Below are 14,905 nucleotides of genomic sequence, written 5' to 3'. Positions count from 1 at the left end.
GGTGGGTCACCCCTCGGCATGGCGGCCGCTCCGGTGGCCGTCCCGGACCGCCGCCCGGCCCAGATAGCGGAACGACGGCGGCGGGTGCATCAGGAAGTCGTGGTGGGAGATGTTCCAGGCGTAGGCGCCCGCCATGGTGAACTCCACGACGTCGCCGGGGGCCAGCGCGACCGGCGCCCGGCGGGCGAGGACGTCCTTGGGTGTGCACAGCTGCCCGGCGATCGTGACCGGTTCGCCCGGCGGCAGCGGGGCCATCGGCTGGGAGTGCCCCTTGGCGGCGGGGGTGCGCAGGTGGTGGGTGCCCCCGGCGACCACGGCGAACAGCTCGCCGTGAACCCGCTTGACGTCGAGCACCCGCGTCACGTACCGCCCGCAGTAGGCGGTCAGGGACCGTCCCGGCTCGACCCGCAGTACCTCGCCCGGACGGCGCAGCCGCGCCAGGCCCTCGCCGTAGGAGCACCAGTCGAAGCGGTCGTCCGGGTCGGCGTAGGACACCGCCATGCCGCCGCCGAGGTTGACCTCCGTCACCCCGAGCGCGCGGGCGTACTCCAGCACGGTCCCGGCCAGCCGCAGCAGGTCGGCGGCGGCGAGCCCGCTGGCCAGGTGGGCGTGGACGCCGCGCAGCCGCACCCTGTCCTGCCCCTCCAGCGCCGCCGCGCAGCGGGCGACGTCGGCGGGGTCCATGCCGAACGGCGTCGCGCCGCCGCCCATGGCGAGGGACGCCCCGCCCACCGGCACGTCGAGGTTGACCCGCAGCAGCACGTCGGCGCGGCGGCCGGAGGCCAGGAGCCGCCGTAGCTCGCCGGGGCTCTCCACGTGCAGCCGGGTGACGTCCGCGGACAGCTCCGCCCGGGTCTTGCCCGGACCGCCGAGGGCCGTCGGCACGTCCGGGAAGAGCCTCCGGACGTGCGCCAGCTCGCCCGCCGAGGAGACCTCGAAGCCGTCCACGTGCCGGGCCAGCACCCTCAGCAGCTCGGCGTCGGGGTTGGCCTTGACCGCGTAGTACAGCTCGATCCCCGGCAGCGCGGCCCGCACCGCGGCGGCGTGCCCGTCGAGCGCGGCGAGGTCGTAGACGTAGGCGGGCAGGTCAGCGGTCGCCAGGCCGTACGGCGGGCCGCCGCGGTCCGGCTCCGGGGTCGCTCCCGCACCGTCCGGAGCCGGAGCCGGGACCGGGACCGGGGTCTGATCGGCGGGCGCCGGGCCGTACGGCGGGACGGCGGCCGTCACGAGACCATCGCCAGCGGGTTGGCGACCGGCACGTACCCGGCGCGGCGGTCGGCGGCGCGGGCCCACCGGACCGACAGGTTGGCCTTGGCGGGCAGCGGGGCGCCCGCCAGGAGGTCCGACAGCCGGCGCGGGCGGCCCCGCGACCCGGCGTACCCGGCCAGCACCTCCCCGGCCACGGCCCACAGCTCCCGCGCCGCGCCGGGGTCGGGGCCGGCCAGCCGGGCGGCGATCTCCGGCAGGTGGTTGACCATCAGGCAGTAGACCACCCGGTTCCAGCCCCCCTCCTCGTCGTAGGTGAGCGCCGCGGCGACCTCACCCGGCAGTCCGGCGAGGTCGTGACGGCCGGCGACGAGCTTGGCGCCCTCCATGTCGCGGAAGACGGCCTCCACCGGAAGCCCGGCCGCGTCCACGCCGACGAGCACGTTCTGCAGGTGGGCCTCCAGCACCACGCCGTGGGTCAGGTAGGCGTCGAGCACCGGCGGCGCGACGCGCTCCACGTAGGCCCGCCACCACCGCGCGGGGTCGGCGGGCCGGTCGCCGGCGGCGGCCAGCGCGCCGCTCAGCAGCGGGGTCACCCCCGGACGGCAGACCGACCACGGGCTCGCCCGGACGATCACGCTCAGCCCCTCCAGCAGCCGGGTGCCCAGGGCCGCGGAGCGGTAGCCCGGCTCGGGCAGCCACCGGGTGCCGGGGAACCGCTCGGCCAGGCCGGCGAACACCGGCGTGAGGCGCCGGGTCAGCTCCACCGCGCCCGCCAGCTCGTACCAGGAGTTCTTCCGGACGCAGTTGGTGATCCGCACGTCCAGGCTGAACTTCAGGCAGCGGTCGATCCCCGGCTCGTAGACCGTCCGGACCGACGAGGTGGGGACCGACGCCCGCGAGGCGCTTCCCAGGTCCGTCAGCCTCCCGTCGGCCAGCGGGGCGGCCAGCTCCGCCGCGAGCAGGTCGAGCTGCCACGGATGCGCGGGCAGGAGGGTGTAGCCCGGCGGCGCGGCGCCCAGCCCGTCGAGCGGACCGGTGTTGCCCGCCCCGGCCAGCACGTCGTCGCGCACCCCGAGCAGCCGCAGCGGGAAGCTCGCGTGCGCCTCCGGGGCGTGCCGCAGCCAGCCCGCGTCGCCGCGCGCCTTCGGGCTGGGGTGGAACGGGTGGCCGAAGACCAGCCCCTGCTCCGAGGCGAGCCACGGGTCGGCCGGGGGCGGGACGTCCCGGCGGGCGGCGACCAGTGCCGCCATGGCCTCCCGGCTCGCCCCCACCTGGGTCGCGAACTCCTCGTTCGCCGCGTCCGCGGTCTCGCCCAGCTCCCGTTCGACGAGCCGGACCAGCAGGTCCACCGACAGGGGCCGCCAGCGCCCTTCGTCCAGCCGCTCCGGCGGCCCGTCGAACCGCAGCGCCAGCCCGCCGTACGTCCGGGCCCGCAGCAGGGTGCCCGCCACCCGCAGCAGCACGTACGGCTCGGCGTGCCATACCAGCCCGCGCGGCCCGGCCACCTCCCGGACGCAGCAGCGCAGCAGCGCGGCCAGCGACGCCTCCTCGGCGGCGGCGGCCGGGGAGGTGAGCGCGAGGCCGGTCAACACGGCGCCCTTCTCCCGGCCGCGCCACGGGAGGAGCCGTCACGGGTGGAGCCGTCGCGGGGAGCCGGGGGGCCGGCGGGGATCTGGCGCAGGTAGTTGGGGCCGCTGGTGCCGTAGAACTTGTTCACGTCGCGCGCCCCGGTGCGGGTCCTGTCCACCAGCGTCCCGGCGGTGACCATCGACTTGCCGACCAGCCGGGCGGCGTCGAGGGTCCTGGCCCGCAGCAGCCTGGCCATGGGGTCGTAGCCGTGCTCGTCGAGAGCCTCGGCCAGGGCGTCACGGACCAGCCGGAACGCCCGCGGGGGCGGCAGCACCCCGGATGTCACCGCGGTCGCGGCCAGGTGCAGGGTGATGGTCACGAACACGTCGGCGAGCGCGTGCGGGTCGTCGGTCAGCATCCGCTCGTCGGCGAAGTCCGGTACCTCGATCCCGGCCGCCCGCAGCCGCCCCGGGGAGGTCAGCAGGCCGTCGTAGTCCTTGACCAGCAGCCTGGCCGGTCCGTCGCCGAACACCAGCGACAGGTTCTGCTGGTGGGCCTCCAGCGCGGTGCCGTACCGGACGAAGAGCCGCACGTTGTAGGAGAACAGCAGGCGCAGGTAGTCCTGGAGCATCTCCGCCGCCTCCCCCCGGTACCACCGCCCGGCGAGCTCCTCGGCGACCAGCCCGCCGCCCGGCAGGGGAGCGGGCAGCGCGGCCACCGGGACGATCTCCCCGGCCGGGTGGCGGCGGAGCATCCAGCCGAGGTACTCGTGCCCGGCGTGGGCGTGGGTCTGCTCGTCGGCCAGCAGCACCCGCGGGTCCGGCATGCGGCGCAGCAGCAGCTCGGCCCGCGCCCCGTCGGCCAGCGTCTCCGGCTTGATCGACCGCCGGTTGCGCAGCCCCAGCGTGCTGGTGGTCAGCGGCAGTTTCAGGTGCGCGCGCCGGTCGAGCGCGACCGTGCGCGTCGAGAGCGTCGGCCGGACCTCGAGGTACGGTTCCGGCGCCAGGACCGTCCACGGGATCTCCTCGACCGCGCGGGCCGTCAGCGGGTGGACGGGGAACAGCACGTGCGTCCCGGCTAGCTCGCCGGGCAGCCCGACCGCGGGGAACTCCGGCGCGCACGGCAGTGCCGCCCCGGTGACCCGCTCCCGGGGCACGGCCGCCCAGCGCAGCTCGAAGGCGGGCGCGAACTCCGGCGCGTAGGCCACCAGCTCCTCGTCGGTCAGCCCGGTCCGGCAGCGCGCTGTCGGGTAGACCGGGTGGTCCACGAAGGCGGCCAGCGCCTCGTAGCGCACCGCGTCGAGCCGCCCGGCGTCCGCCTCCGCCCGGGGGCCGGTCCCCGCTCCCGCTCCGGTCCCGGTCCCCGATCCGGGGCCGACACCGACGGGGACCCGCCCGCCGGGGCCGTCGCCGCGTCCGTCCGGAAGCCGCCCGCCGCCGGTCCGCCGGCCCACCGGGGTACGGCGGGCGAGGCGGGCCAGCACCTCCTCGCGGTGGGCGTCGTGGAGTTCGAGGGCGCGCAGCGCCTCCCCGCACTCCCGGGCGAACGCCTCCACCCCGGCCGCGTCCGCGGGCGCGGAGACCTCCCGCAGCGCGTGCAGGACCTCCGCCAGGCGCAGCGCCTCCTGCGGGGCGACCACGAAGTCCTGGAACGGCGACCCCGCCGCCAGCCGTACCTGCCGCCCGGTGGGCAGCAGCAGCACGACGCCGTCCCTGCTCCGCGTGACCCGTCCGGCCAGACCGCCGTAGTCCTCGCGCAGCAGCGCGTTCAGGACCCGGGCCGCCAGGTACGGCTCCCGCCCGCCGGCCCCGCCCGCGCGGTGCTCGCCGTCCATGCCGTGCCCTCCTCTCACCGGGCGCGCACCGCTCACGGGGCGCCCGCCGTTCACGCGACGCCCGCCGTCCGCGGGGCGCCTGCCGTCCGTGCCGCGCCCGCCGTTCGCGTGGCTCATGCGACCTCCCAGCGCGCGGTGGCGGCGAAGGCCGCGAGGGCGTCGTCCACGCTCGCCCGGTCGGGGCCGATGGCGCGGACGATGCCCAGGTAGTCGCGGTTGGTGTTGGACGGCTCGATCCGGTCGCCGACGGCACGCAGCGGCCGGTGCCAGAGCCGCACCCGGTCGCCGGGGGCGGGGTCCACCACGCCCGGGGCCGCGGTCACGGTCCCCGGCCGGTCGGCCACCAGGCTCAGTATGGTCCCGTGCCCGGCGGGTCGGCCCGCGGGGTCCGGGAGGTCCGGGAGGCCGCTGCCGCCCCCGGGGATCCCCGGGGCCCGTCCCGCCCGCTCGTCCGTCCCCGCGGGGTCCCCCGGCCGGGCGCCGAACCGTTCGCCCAGGTGGACGGCGAGAACGTGCTCGAACAGCGGGACGCCCAGCAGGTCCGCGAGGAGGAAGTCGCAGTGGTCGCCGATGACCCGGTAGTTGACCTCGACGATCCGCGGCCCGGCCGGGGTCATCGCGTACTCGGTGTGGCAGGCCCCGAAGCCCGCGCCCAGCGCGGCGAGGGCCCGCAGCACGTGCTCCCTTCCGGGAGGGTCCGCCCAGTCGAGCCGTTCCTCCACGAAGTGCGGCGGCGGTCCCAGCGTGGTGCGGAAACCGCCGAGCACCCGCAGGTCGGTGCCGTCGCCGAGGGTCTCCAGCGTGTGCAGCGGCCCGTCGAGGTACTCCTCCACCACCAGTGCCTCACCCGGCCGCCGGCCACGGATCACCCGGACGGCCGTGGCGAGCTCCCCCGCGTCGGCCACCAGCACGACGTCCTCGCTGGCCACGCCCTCGCGCGGTTTGACGACCGCGGGGAACGGCGGGTCGGGGGGGACCGGGTCGTCCGGTGCCAGCCGTACCGAGCGGACGGTCTCGACCCCGGCCTCGGCCAGCCGCCGCCGGGTGAGCGCCTTGTTCTTGGCGGCGAGGCAGGCCCGCCAGTCCTTGCCCGGCAGGCCGAAGTACGCGGCGGCGAGGGCGGTCTCCGCCTGGAGATGGTCGGAGTTGGAGAAGATCGCGTCGGGCGCGTGGTGGTGGGCGATGAGGTCGATCACCGAGCGGGCGTCGCGGACGTCGCACCGCAGCACCTCGGCCCCGGAGGCCGCGTGCCGTTCTGGGCGGTCGGTCAGGATCGTGACGTCGCAGGCCAGCGCGCGTGCCGCGGGGAGGAACCCGTCCGTGACCGAGTCGGTCGGTTTGAGCGCGGTGAGGTACAGGCGCAATGCGGGGACCCCCGTTTATCAGGTAAGGCTAACCTAATTCGGTTCATCTTAACCGGGTGGAGATCATCACGCTGGCGTCTCGGCGTAAACACGGTACATGTCCGGCCTGACATGAGGATGCCAGTCACCCCGGACGGTCCGGCGGCGGGCCCTGCGAGGCGCTCCGCACCGCTCCTGCGGGCCGGTCCGGGGTCGCGGCGGGAGGCGTCCGGGGACGCGGCGTAGGATGACCAGTCGGTCTGGGAGGCGAACGGCGTGGAGAGCGTGGAGATCACAGCACAGGACGGACTACTGGGGCCGCTGCTCCTCGCGCGCAGCGCCGTCGACCGCTCGGCGCTGCTGCGGGGCGACGCCGCGTGGCTGGAGAGGGCCTGGGCCGATCCCGCCACCCGGGTCCTGACCATCGACGACGGCAACACCCTGGTCAGGCGGTCGGGCGACGAGTTCTCACTGGTCCTCTCGGCCCCGGAGGACGCACCCGCGGGCGAGCGCTACCTCCTCGGCGTGGACGCCGGGGGCGTCGCCTACTTCGCGATCTCCGCGCCGCTGCCGGAGCCCGTCCTGGGCGCCTCGCACGGCCGGATCGTCTCCCCGGTCGCCGCCTCCGCCGTCCCGGACGGACAGGTCGTCGTCGCCGGGCTCCGCCAGATCGGCGCGCTGCTCGGCGACCTGGACGCCGGGCTGCTGGTCTACGCGGTCGCGCTGGAGGCGTGGCACTCCACCCACGAGTTCTGCCCGCGCTGCGGCAGCCGTACGGAGGTGCGGTCGGGCGGGCACGTCCGCGTCTGCCCCCGCGACGCCAGCCAGCACTTCCCCCGGGTCGATCCCGCGGTGATCATGCTGGTCCACGACGATCAGGACCGCTGCCTGCTGGCCAGGGGTCCGGAGTGGGGCGAGGGCCGGATGTCGGTGCTCGCCGGGTTCGTGGAGCCGGGCGAGTCGCTGGAGCACGCGGTGGCCCGCGAGGTGGCCGAGGAGGTCGGCGTGAGCGTCACCGGCGCCCGCTACCTCGGCAGCCAGCCGTGGCCCTTCCCGCGCAGCCTGATGCTGGGCTTCTTCGCGCGCGCCACCTCCACCGAGCTCGTCCTCGACCCGGAGGAGATCGCTGAGGCGCGCTGGTTCGGCCGCGCGGAGCTGCTGGCCGCGCTGGAGAGCGGCGAGGTGCGGCTGCCGTCCGGGCTTTCGATCGCCCGGAGGCTGATCGAGACCTGGTACGGCGAGCCGCTGTCCGGCGACTGGTGATCGGCGACGCGGTCCCGCAGTACGGCGGGTCGCCGTGCGAGGGCCGGTGATCCGCGACGCGGTCCCGCCGGGTTCGCAGGGTTCCGCCGGGTTCCGCGGTCCGGGGAAAGCCGATCCCGGCAGGGGGAACCACCCCACCGGGACCGTTGGCCGCCGCCGCGCTCCCCGCCGGAGCGGCGGGACGGCCGGCGCGGAGGCTACTCGCCGGCGACGGCCGCCGCGGCCCGCAGCCGCGCCTTGACCTCGATCACCGAGGGGTTGGTCGCCGCGGTGCCGTCGTCGAAGACGACGGTCGGCACGACCTGGTTGCCGTTGTTGACGCTCATGACGAACTCCGCGGCGTCGGGGTTCCGCTCGATGTCGACCTCCCGGTAGACGATGCCCTCGCGGGTGAGCTGGGACTTCAGCCGCCGGCAGGGACCGCACCAGCTGGTCGTGTAAACGGTGAGCGCCATGTCTTGATCATCCCCTCATGTGATGTTCGGCGCTCATGGCAACAAAGCGAAGGCCGTTCGTCTTCCCGCCCGATCCACGGACCTCTCCCGGCGGGTTCCCGGATCCTTCCCGCCCGGTCCTCGAACCCTCCCGGGCGGGCACCCCGGCCCTTCCCGCCCGATCCCGCGGACCCCTCCTGCCCGGCCCCGGGCCCTTTCCGACAGGCGGCCGGGAAAGCCGTCAGCGGAGCCGGGACGCGACCCACTCCTGCACCGTCTCGGCCACCCCGGCCTGCCGGTACATCGGCGAGCTGTGGTCGGCGCCCGGCTGGGTCAGCACCGTCATCGGCACGCCGAACCGCTTCAGGCGCTCCTGGAGCCGGAGGCTGTGCTCGACCGGCACGAACTCCTCCTCCGAGTGCAGCGTCAGCACGGGGGCGTCGCCGCGGCTCGCGTGCAGCGGCACCTCCATGCTGTTCCAGACCTTCGGGCACTCGACGGGCTCGCACCCTCCGGCGAGGCGGACGGCGGACTCGCGCAGCTTGCGCCGGTAGGCGTCGGTGGTGTCGGCGCCGTCGTTGTAGGCGGTGATCGGCGAGATCACGGGGGAGACGCCGACCACGCCGCGCAGCCCCGGCAGCCTCCGCTCGCCGTAGGTGCCGACGGCGGTGGCCAGGTGGCCCCCGGCGGAGAAGCCGATCACCACGTAGTCGTTCGGGTCGAAGGACCACAGGGCCGCGTGCTTGCGCGCGGTGGCGATGGCGTCGAAGGTGTCGGTGCGGGGCGCGGGCCAGGCCGCGCTGCCGGAGAGGCGGTAGTTGAGGTTGAAGACCGTGTAGCCCAGCTCGGCGTAGCTCCGGGCGATCTCCGACATCTGCTTCTTGTCGCCGGTCGACCACCAGCCGCCGTGGATCAGGAAGACACCCGGCCGCCTGAGCTCGTCGGGCTGGTACCAGACGTCCATCCGCTGCATGGTGTGCCGGCCGTACGCGACGGTGTCGACGATGGTCCCCCTGGCCAGCGGGTCGGAGTCGCCGGTGGCGGGCGCCGAGGAGGTGGAGGACGGCGTCGGGGTCGGGGTGGGGGTGGGGTCGCCCTTCGCCGCCGCGGCGGACGCGGACCCCGCCGTGACGACGGACCCCGGCATGACGGCCCCCGCCGCGCCGATGGACCCCACCGTGACGGGCGTGGCCGCCGACACGTGGACGGCCAGGGACATGGAGGAGGCGTGCGCCATCGCGGGCCCGGACGCCAACGCCGCCAGGGCCAGCGCACTCACCGTCACCGCTGTTCGCACGAGTCTCGTCCTTCCCCGAAGTCCACTTCGCTCACATTGTGGAGTAAAGAAGGCGGTTTATGCATCTCGGGGGGCGACATAGGTTGGCCGCGGCACGGTGGCGGCCTTACCGGGTCGTGGCCATCGGCTGGAAAGATGTTTTCGTCCGACCCGTTCGACAGTCTGTGGGGGCGTTCGTGGAACTCGGCGTGGACCTCGATGACGTCCTGGCGGGCCTGGACCCCGAGCAGCGCGCGGTGGCCGAGACCGTCCGCGGCCCGGTCTGCGTGCTGGCGGGGGCCGGGACCGGCAAGACGAGGGCCATCACCCACCGCATCGCGTACGCCGTGCGCAGCGGCGCGGTCGAGGCGCAGAGCGTGCTGGCGGTGACGTTCACCACACGCGCGGCCGGGGAGCTCCGGCAGCGCCTGCGACTGCTCGGCACGCCGGGCGTGCAGGCCCGCACCTTCCACGCCGCCGCGCTGCGCCAGCTCACCTACTTCTGGCCGCGCGTCATCGGCGGCGACCCGCCCAGCGTGATCGAGTCGAAGCTGCCGCTGCTGGCCGACGCCGGCCGCTCCCTCCGCAGGAACCTCGACCGCTCGGAGCTGCGCGACGTCGCCTCCGAGATCGAATGGGCCAAGGCCACCCAGATCGGCCCCGAGGACTACGCCCAGGCCGTCACCAAGGCGGGCCGCACCCCGCCGCTCCCGGCCGAGGAGGTCTTCCGGCTCTACGACGCCTACGAGCGGCTCCGCCGGGAGCGGCACCTGGTCGACTTCGAGACCATCCTGGAGCTCACGGCCGCCGTGATGACCGAGCACCGCGAGGTGGCCGGCGAGATCCGCCGGCAGTACCGCTACTTCGTCGTCGACGAGTACCAGGACGTCAACCCGCTGCAGAAGCTGCTGCTCGACACCTGGCTCGGCGGGCGCGACGACCTGTGCGTGGTGGGCGACCCCAACCAGACGATCTACTCGTTCACCGGCGCGACCCCCCGCTACCTCACCGGTTTCCCGGTGGAGCACCCCGACGCCGCCGTGATCAGGCTGTTCCGCGACTACCGCTCCACCCCCCAGGTCGTCTCGCTGGCCAATCGGGTGCTCGACCGGGCGCGGACCCCCCACAAGATGACCCTGCTCGCCCAGCGCCCCGACGGCCCGGAACCGGTCTTCACCGAGTACGACGACGAGGTCGCCGAGGCCCAGGGGGTCGTCCGGGCCGCCGCCGGGCTCATCAGGAGCGGCGTGCCGAGCCGCGAGATCGCCGTGCTGTTCCGCGTCAACGCCCAGTCGGAGGTCTACGAGCAGGCGTTCACCGAGGCCGGCATCCCCTACCTGCTGCGCGGCGCCGACCGGTTCTTCGAGCGCCCCGAGGTACGGCAGGCGGTCGTGCTGCTGCGCGGCGCGGCCCGCTCCGCCTCGGCCGGCGACGACCTCGTCTCCACCGCCCACGGCGTCCTGTCCGGGATCGGCCTCACCGCCCAGCCCCCGAGCGGGGGCAGGACACGCGAGAAGTGGGAGTCGCTGAAGGCGCTGGCCGACCTCGCCGAGGAACTCGCCGCGGGCGGCGCCGACCTGCCGGGGTTCGTGGCGGAGCTGGAACGGCGGGCCGCCGAGCAGCACGCGCCCGCGGTCGAGGGGGTGACCCTCGCCTCGCTGCACGCCGCCAAGGGCCTGGAGTGGGACGCGGTCTTCCTGGCCGGAGTCACCGACGGGATGCTGCCGATCGTCTACGCCGAGACGCCCGAGCAGATCGAGGAGGAGCGCCGCCTGCTGTACGTCGGCATCACCCGGGCCCGCGTCCACCTGGGCGTGTCGTGGGCGCTGGCGCGCTCACCCGGGGGGCGCCGCTCGCGCCGGCCGTCCCGGTTCCTCGACGGCCTCATGGGCCGGGCCGCCGCCCGCGTCCCGTCGCCGGGTCGCGGCGGGCGCGACGGGACCGGTGGGACCGGCGGGGAGCACCGCGAACGCCGCGAACGCCGTACGGTCGCCGCGCCGGTGAGCTGCCGGGTGTGCGCCAAGACCCTGATCGCCGCGGCCGAGCAGAAGCTCGGCCGGTGCACCACCTGCCCCGCCGACTACGACGAGGGGCTCCTCTCGGCCCTGCGGTCCTGGCGCGCGGACGCCGCCAAGGAAGCCAAGATCCCGACATACGTGGTCTTCACCGACGTAACCCTGCAGGCCATCGCGGAACGGGCGCCCCTGTCCGAACGGGACCTGATGGCGATACCGGGAATCGGACGCGTCAAACTTGACCGGTACGGCGAGGCGGTGCTCCGCCTGTGCCGCGCTGCCGGAACCCAGACGGAGGACCTGTGAACGAGGCGCTCAAGGAGCTGCTGGACCTGCTCGACCTGGAGCAGATCGAGCTCGACATCTTCCGCGGCCGCAGCCCGGAGGAGCGCATCCAGCGGGTGTTCGGCGGCCAGGTGGCCGCGCAGGCCCTGGTGGCCGCGGGGCGGACGCTCCCGGCGGACCGCCACGTCCATTCGCTGCACGCCTACTTCATCCGGCCGGGCGACCCGTCGGTCCCGATCGTCTACAACGTCGAGCGGGTCCGCGACGGCCGGTCCTTCACCACCCGCCGGGTCGTGGCCATCCAGCACGGCAAGGCGATCTTCACTCTCTCCGCCTCCTTCCAGATCATGGAGCCCGGCGTCGAGCACCAGGCCGCCGTCATGCCGGAGGTGTCGCCGGCGGAGGGGCTGCCCTCGTTCCAGGACCGGATGCGTCAGATCGTCGATGAGGACTCCCCCTACCGGGAGTGGCTGTCCCGGCCGCGCCCGGTGGAGCTGCGCTACGTCACCCCCCTGACCTGGGAGGCCCACCGCGATCCCGAGCTGCGCGGCTCGAACACGAACGTGTGGTTCCGCTACGACGCCGAGCTTCCCGACGACCCGCTGCTGCACGTGGTGCTCGCCGCCTACGCCTCCGACTTCACCCTCGTGGACACGGTCCTGCTGACCCACGGGCTGGCCTGGGGGGCTTCGAACATCTCCGGCGCGTCGCTCGACCACGCGATGTGGTTCCACCGTCCCTTCCGCGTCGACGACTGGATGCTGTACGCCCAGGAGTCCCCGTGGTCCGGGGGCGCGCGGGGGCTGGCCCGGGGCGAGATGTTCACCCGTTCCGGGGAGCTGGCCGTGTCGGTGGTCCAGGAGGCCATGATCCGGGTCAATTAGGTGGGAAACTGCAGGTAGAAAATATGTTGCCCGCCCCCGGGGGCCGGGTTTAGGGTCATGGTCAAGCAAGTCGGGTGTCGTAACCCGACGATCCGTAGACGGAGGTGAGTCCGCTGTGAAAATCAACATGATGATGCCGTCCCAGCTGGGGCTCGCTTTCGCATGCGGTGACACCGCCCTGCCTTGTGGCGGCCGGTCCATCCTCACGGCTGGTCCGGTCTCCCGGCGTCGGCAGGAGGAGTCTGCCCGGTCTCAGGCCGGTCGTCTGTTCGCCGCCGCTGCCACCGCCGAGCCGGTGGCCGCAGGCGTCGCGGGCGTTCCGGCTCTCGCGGGTGCCCCGGCTCCCGCAGGTGCTCCGGCCCTCATGGGCGGAAGCTACGCACCGGCCCAGCACGTCCGAATCGGTGGACTGCGTGGTCCGCATCCCTGGAGGAAACCTCCGGTCATCACCTGACCGGGGTTAATAGCCTCCAGGCCGCGGATCCGCAATCAGGATCCGCGGCCTTCTTGTTTGTCCGCGTCATTCCTGACCCCCACCCAGAGGTAACCAAAGATCAACACCCATACAGAGAGGTGAACAAGATGGGGGCCCAGACGATCATGGACCTGATCGACGAAGCCGAAATCCCCTGTCGTACCGACCCGGACCTCTGGTTCGCCGAGTCTCCTGAGGATGTGGAGTTCGCCAAGGCGCTCTGCGGAGGCTGCCCGATCAGGCAGGCCTGCCTGGCCCGCGCGCTCGAGCGCGAGGAGCCGTGGGGCGTGTGGGGCGGCGAGCTCATCCTGAGGGGGGTCATCGTTCCGAGGAAGCGTCCGCGCGGACGTCCGCGCAAGACCCCCCTCGCCGCCTGACCGAGAGCTGGTGACCGAGAACCGGTGACCGAGAACCGTTCGACCGAGAACTGATCGACCGAGAACTGATCGACCGAGAACCTGAGACCTTTCGAAAGGACCACTTCCGATGACCTACTCCACCACCCAGGGCCAGACCGCCTCCTCTATGCAAGAAGAACTGGTCAGGGACCGAATACGGACCCTTCACCGTGAGGCCGAGGAGCAGCGCCTGGCCTCCGGCGTTCTGCGCCTCCGGCGCGCGCGCCGTGACGCCGAGCGCGCCACCTCGCGTCTCCATCAGGCGCTGCTACGCCTGAGCTGACCGAAGAGGAAGAGATCGGGTGACCGGCCGCCACACCGGCCGGGCGGCCGGCCACCCGGCCTCGTGAAGGGCGTCCGCTCCGCATGGACCGGACGCCCACGCGGCCGCACATGCGATCTGAGTCACGGGGGCCCGCCACGGCGGGCCCCTTCTTCGTCTGCCGCCCCTCCCGAGGCGGTTCCCCGCGGCATCCAGACCGATGCCGTCTCCCCGCTTCGCCTCGGCCCCCGATGCCGTCTTCCCCGCGTCCGGCCCCCGATGCTCCGGTCCGCGGTCTCAGCCCGCGGCGGCCTGCTCCCAGGGGTCGTCCTCGTCGAAACCGGGAACCCAGCGGACCACCTCGTCGCGGAAGCGGGCGGTGGTGCCGAGCTGGCAGAGCACACCGATCCCGGCCGCGTGGACACGATGGATGAGCACGTAGGAGGGCGGCAGGTTCAGCTGGCGCGCGACGTTGCCGGGCCTCAGGTCGGTGACCGTCGCGGCCTGCTCCTGAAGCCACTCGCGGCTGAAGGTGAACTCCTCGGCCGTGGTCGGCTCGACGTAGGGAGCGAGGAACGCCCGCAGGGACTCGGGCTCGATCTCGATGTGGGGAAGGATGAACCCCTCGTCCCGCAACCCCTGCACCACGCTGGCCATGTCACCGCTGTTGAAGATGCGGGTCAGCTGCCCGAAGGCGGGCGGGTATCCCTGCGGCAGCCGGTTGACCGCACCGAAGTCGAGGGCGCACAGCCGTCCGTCGCCGGTGACCCGGAAGTTACCCGGGTGAGGGTCGGCATGGAGCATGCCCACCCGCGCGGGGGAGGAGAACAGGAATCGGACCAGCAGGAGTCCGGCGCGGTCGCGCTCCTCCTTGGTGCCGTCGGCGATGATCCGCGACAGGGGCGTGCCGTCCACCCACTCCGAGACCAGCACCTGCTCGTTGGCGGCGACGACGTCGGGGATCACGAAATCGGGGTCGTCCCTGAACTCCAGGGCGAAGGCGTGCTGGGCCTGGGCCTCGTTGAGGTAGTCGAGCTCCTCGGCGACCCGCTCACGCAGCTCGGTGAGCACGCTCTTGACGTCGAGGCCGGGCAGCAGCGCGCCGAAGAGCTTGCCCAGCCTGGCGAGCTGGGCGAAGTCGGAGAGCAGCGCCTTGCCGGCACCCGGATACTGGATCTTGACCGCGACCGTACGGCCGTCGTGCCAGACCGCCTTGTGCACCTGCCCGATCGACGCGGCCGCGGTCGGCCTGTCCTCGAACGACAGGAAGTTGTCCCGCCAGTCGTCCCCGAGTTGCTCGACGAGGACCTTGTGCACGGTCGCCGCCGGAAGCGGCGGAGCGGCGTCCTGGAGCCTGGTCAGGGTCGCGCGATAAGGCCCGGCGATCTCCTGGGGCAGCGCGGCCTCGAAGATGGACAGGGCCTGGCCCAGCTTCATCGCCCCGCCCTTGAGCTCTCCGAGGACCTTGAAGATCTGTTCGGCGGTGCGCTGCTGGATCTCCTGGGTGACGATCTCCGCGGGCTTGCCCCCGATCCGCTTTCCCAGGCCGAGAGCGGTGCGACCGGCGAAACCGATCGGAAGGGACGCCAGTTTGGCGGAGCGCGCTACGGCGCGGCGCGGAAGGTCACTCACCTTGGCTTCGCGGCCGGTCCCCGTAC

At 73.8% G+C, this 14,905-nt stretch carries 12 protein-coding genes; 5 read left to right on the top strand and 7 right to left on the bottom strand.

Annotated elements, in window-relative coordinates:
- Positions 1 to 6: 6 nt before the first annotated feature.
- From ACFYSC_RS04220 to ACFYSC_RS04205, 4 genes are all read right to left on the bottom strand, one after another.
- The gene (locus tag ACFYSC_RS04220) at positions 7 to 1,227 is read right to left on the bottom strand and encodes an alanine racemase (protein ID WP_389956427.1); all 1,221 of its coding nucleotides are present in this window, start codon (positions 1,225 to 1,227) and stop codon (positions 7 to 9) included.
- Positions 1,224 to 2,801 (bottom strand): IucA/IucC family protein, encoded by a 1,578-nt coding sequence (locus ACFYSC_RS04215; RefSeq protein WP_389956424.1) that lies wholly within the window; start codon positions 2,799 to 2,801, stop codon positions 1,224 to 1,226. Before ACFYSC_RS04215 ends, ACFYSC_RS04220 begins: the two co-directional genes overlap by 4 nt.
- Positions 2,795 to 4,612: an IucA/IucC family protein gene (locus ACFYSC_RS04210; protein WP_389956422.1), complete on the bottom strand. Its 1,818-nt coding sequence runs from the start codon at positions 4,610 to 4,612 to the stop codon at positions 2,795 to 2,797. The genes ACFYSC_RS04215 and ACFYSC_RS04210 overlap by 7 nt, the downstream gene beginning before the upstream one ends.
- 113 nt (positions 4,613 to 4,725) lie before the next feature.
- Positions 4,726 to 5,976, bottom strand: coding sequence for a siderophore biosynthesis protein (locus ACFYSC_RS04205; protein ID WP_389956419.1), 1,251 nt, complete (start codon positions 5,974 to 5,976; stop codon positions 4,726 to 4,728).
- 264 nt (positions 5,977 to 6,240) lie between these two features.
- Here ACFYSC_RS04205 and nudC point away from each other — a divergent pair, with 264 nt between their 5' ends.
- Positions 6,241 to 7,218, top strand: coding sequence for an NAD(+) diphosphatase (nudC, locus tag ACFYSC_RS04200; protein WP_389956416.1), 978 nt, complete (start codon positions 6,241 to 6,243; stop codon positions 7,216 to 7,218).
- Between the two features lie 197 nt (positions 7,219 to 7,415).
- Here nudC and ACFYSC_RS04195 read toward each other — a convergent pair whose 3' ends face one another.
- Positions 7,416 to 7,673 carry a mycoredoxin gene (locus tag ACFYSC_RS04195; RefSeq protein ID WP_362939334.1) on the bottom strand — a complete coding sequence of 86 codons (258 nt, stop codon included), beginning with the start codon at positions 7,671 to 7,673 and terminating at the stop codon, positions 7,416 to 7,418.
- A 220-nt stretch (positions 7,674 to 7,893) separates the two neighbouring features.
- Positions 7,894 to 8,949 (bottom strand): alpha/beta hydrolase, encoded by a 1,056-nt coding sequence (locus tag ACFYSC_RS04190; RefSeq protein ID WP_389956412.1) that lies wholly within the window; start codon positions 8,947 to 8,949, stop codon positions 7,894 to 7,896.
- A gap of 188 nt (positions 8,950 to 9,137) precedes the next feature.
- Between ACFYSC_RS04190 and ACFYSC_RS04185 the strand changes: the two genes are divergently transcribed.
- From ACFYSC_RS04185 to ACFYSC_RS04170, 4 genes are all read left to right on the top strand, one after another.
- A complete protein-coding gene (locus ACFYSC_RS04185; RefSeq protein ID WP_389956410.1) occupies positions 9,138 to 11,249 on the top strand; it encodes an ATP-dependent DNA helicase UvrD2 in 2,112 nt (703 codons plus the stop codon).
- A complete protein-coding gene (locus ACFYSC_RS04180; protein ID WP_389956407.1) occupies positions 11,246 to 12,112 on the top strand; it encodes an acyl-CoA thioesterase in 867 nt (288 codons plus the stop codon). The genes ACFYSC_RS04185 and ACFYSC_RS04180 overlap by 4 nt, the downstream gene beginning before the upstream one ends.
- Before the next feature lie 582 nt (positions 12,113 to 12,694).
- Complete coding sequence (locus tag ACFYSC_RS04175) at positions 12,695 to 12,964, top strand: WhiB family transcriptional regulator (RefSeq protein ID WP_179826406.1); 270 nt, start codon at positions 12,695 to 12,697, stop codon at positions 12,962 to 12,964.
- Between the two features lie 109 nt (positions 12,965 to 13,073).
- Positions 13,074 to 13,268, top strand: a complete 195-nt coding sequence (locus ACFYSC_RS04170; RefSeq protein WP_362939343.1) for a hypothetical protein — start codon at positions 13,074 to 13,076, stop codon at positions 13,266 to 13,268.
- Between the two features lie 276 nt (positions 13,269 to 13,544).
- On the opposite strand, the gene ACFYSC_RS04165 is transcribed toward ACFYSC_RS04170, so the two are convergent.
- Positions 13,545 to 14,879: an ABC1 kinase family protein gene (locus tag ACFYSC_RS04165; RefSeq protein WP_389956403.1), complete on the bottom strand. Its 1,335-nt coding sequence runs from the start codon at positions 14,877 to 14,879 to the stop codon at positions 13,545 to 13,547.
- Positions 14,880 to 14,905: the final 26 nt, after the last annotated feature.

Source organism: Streptosporangium sp. NPDC004379 (genome assembly GCF_042873875.1).
GTDB lineage: Bacteria > Actinomycetota > Actinomycetes > Streptosporangiales > Streptosporangiaceae > Streptosporangium.
Note: the sequence above shows the minus strand (reverse complement) of the source record. Positions and strands in the feature narration are given on the sequence as shown.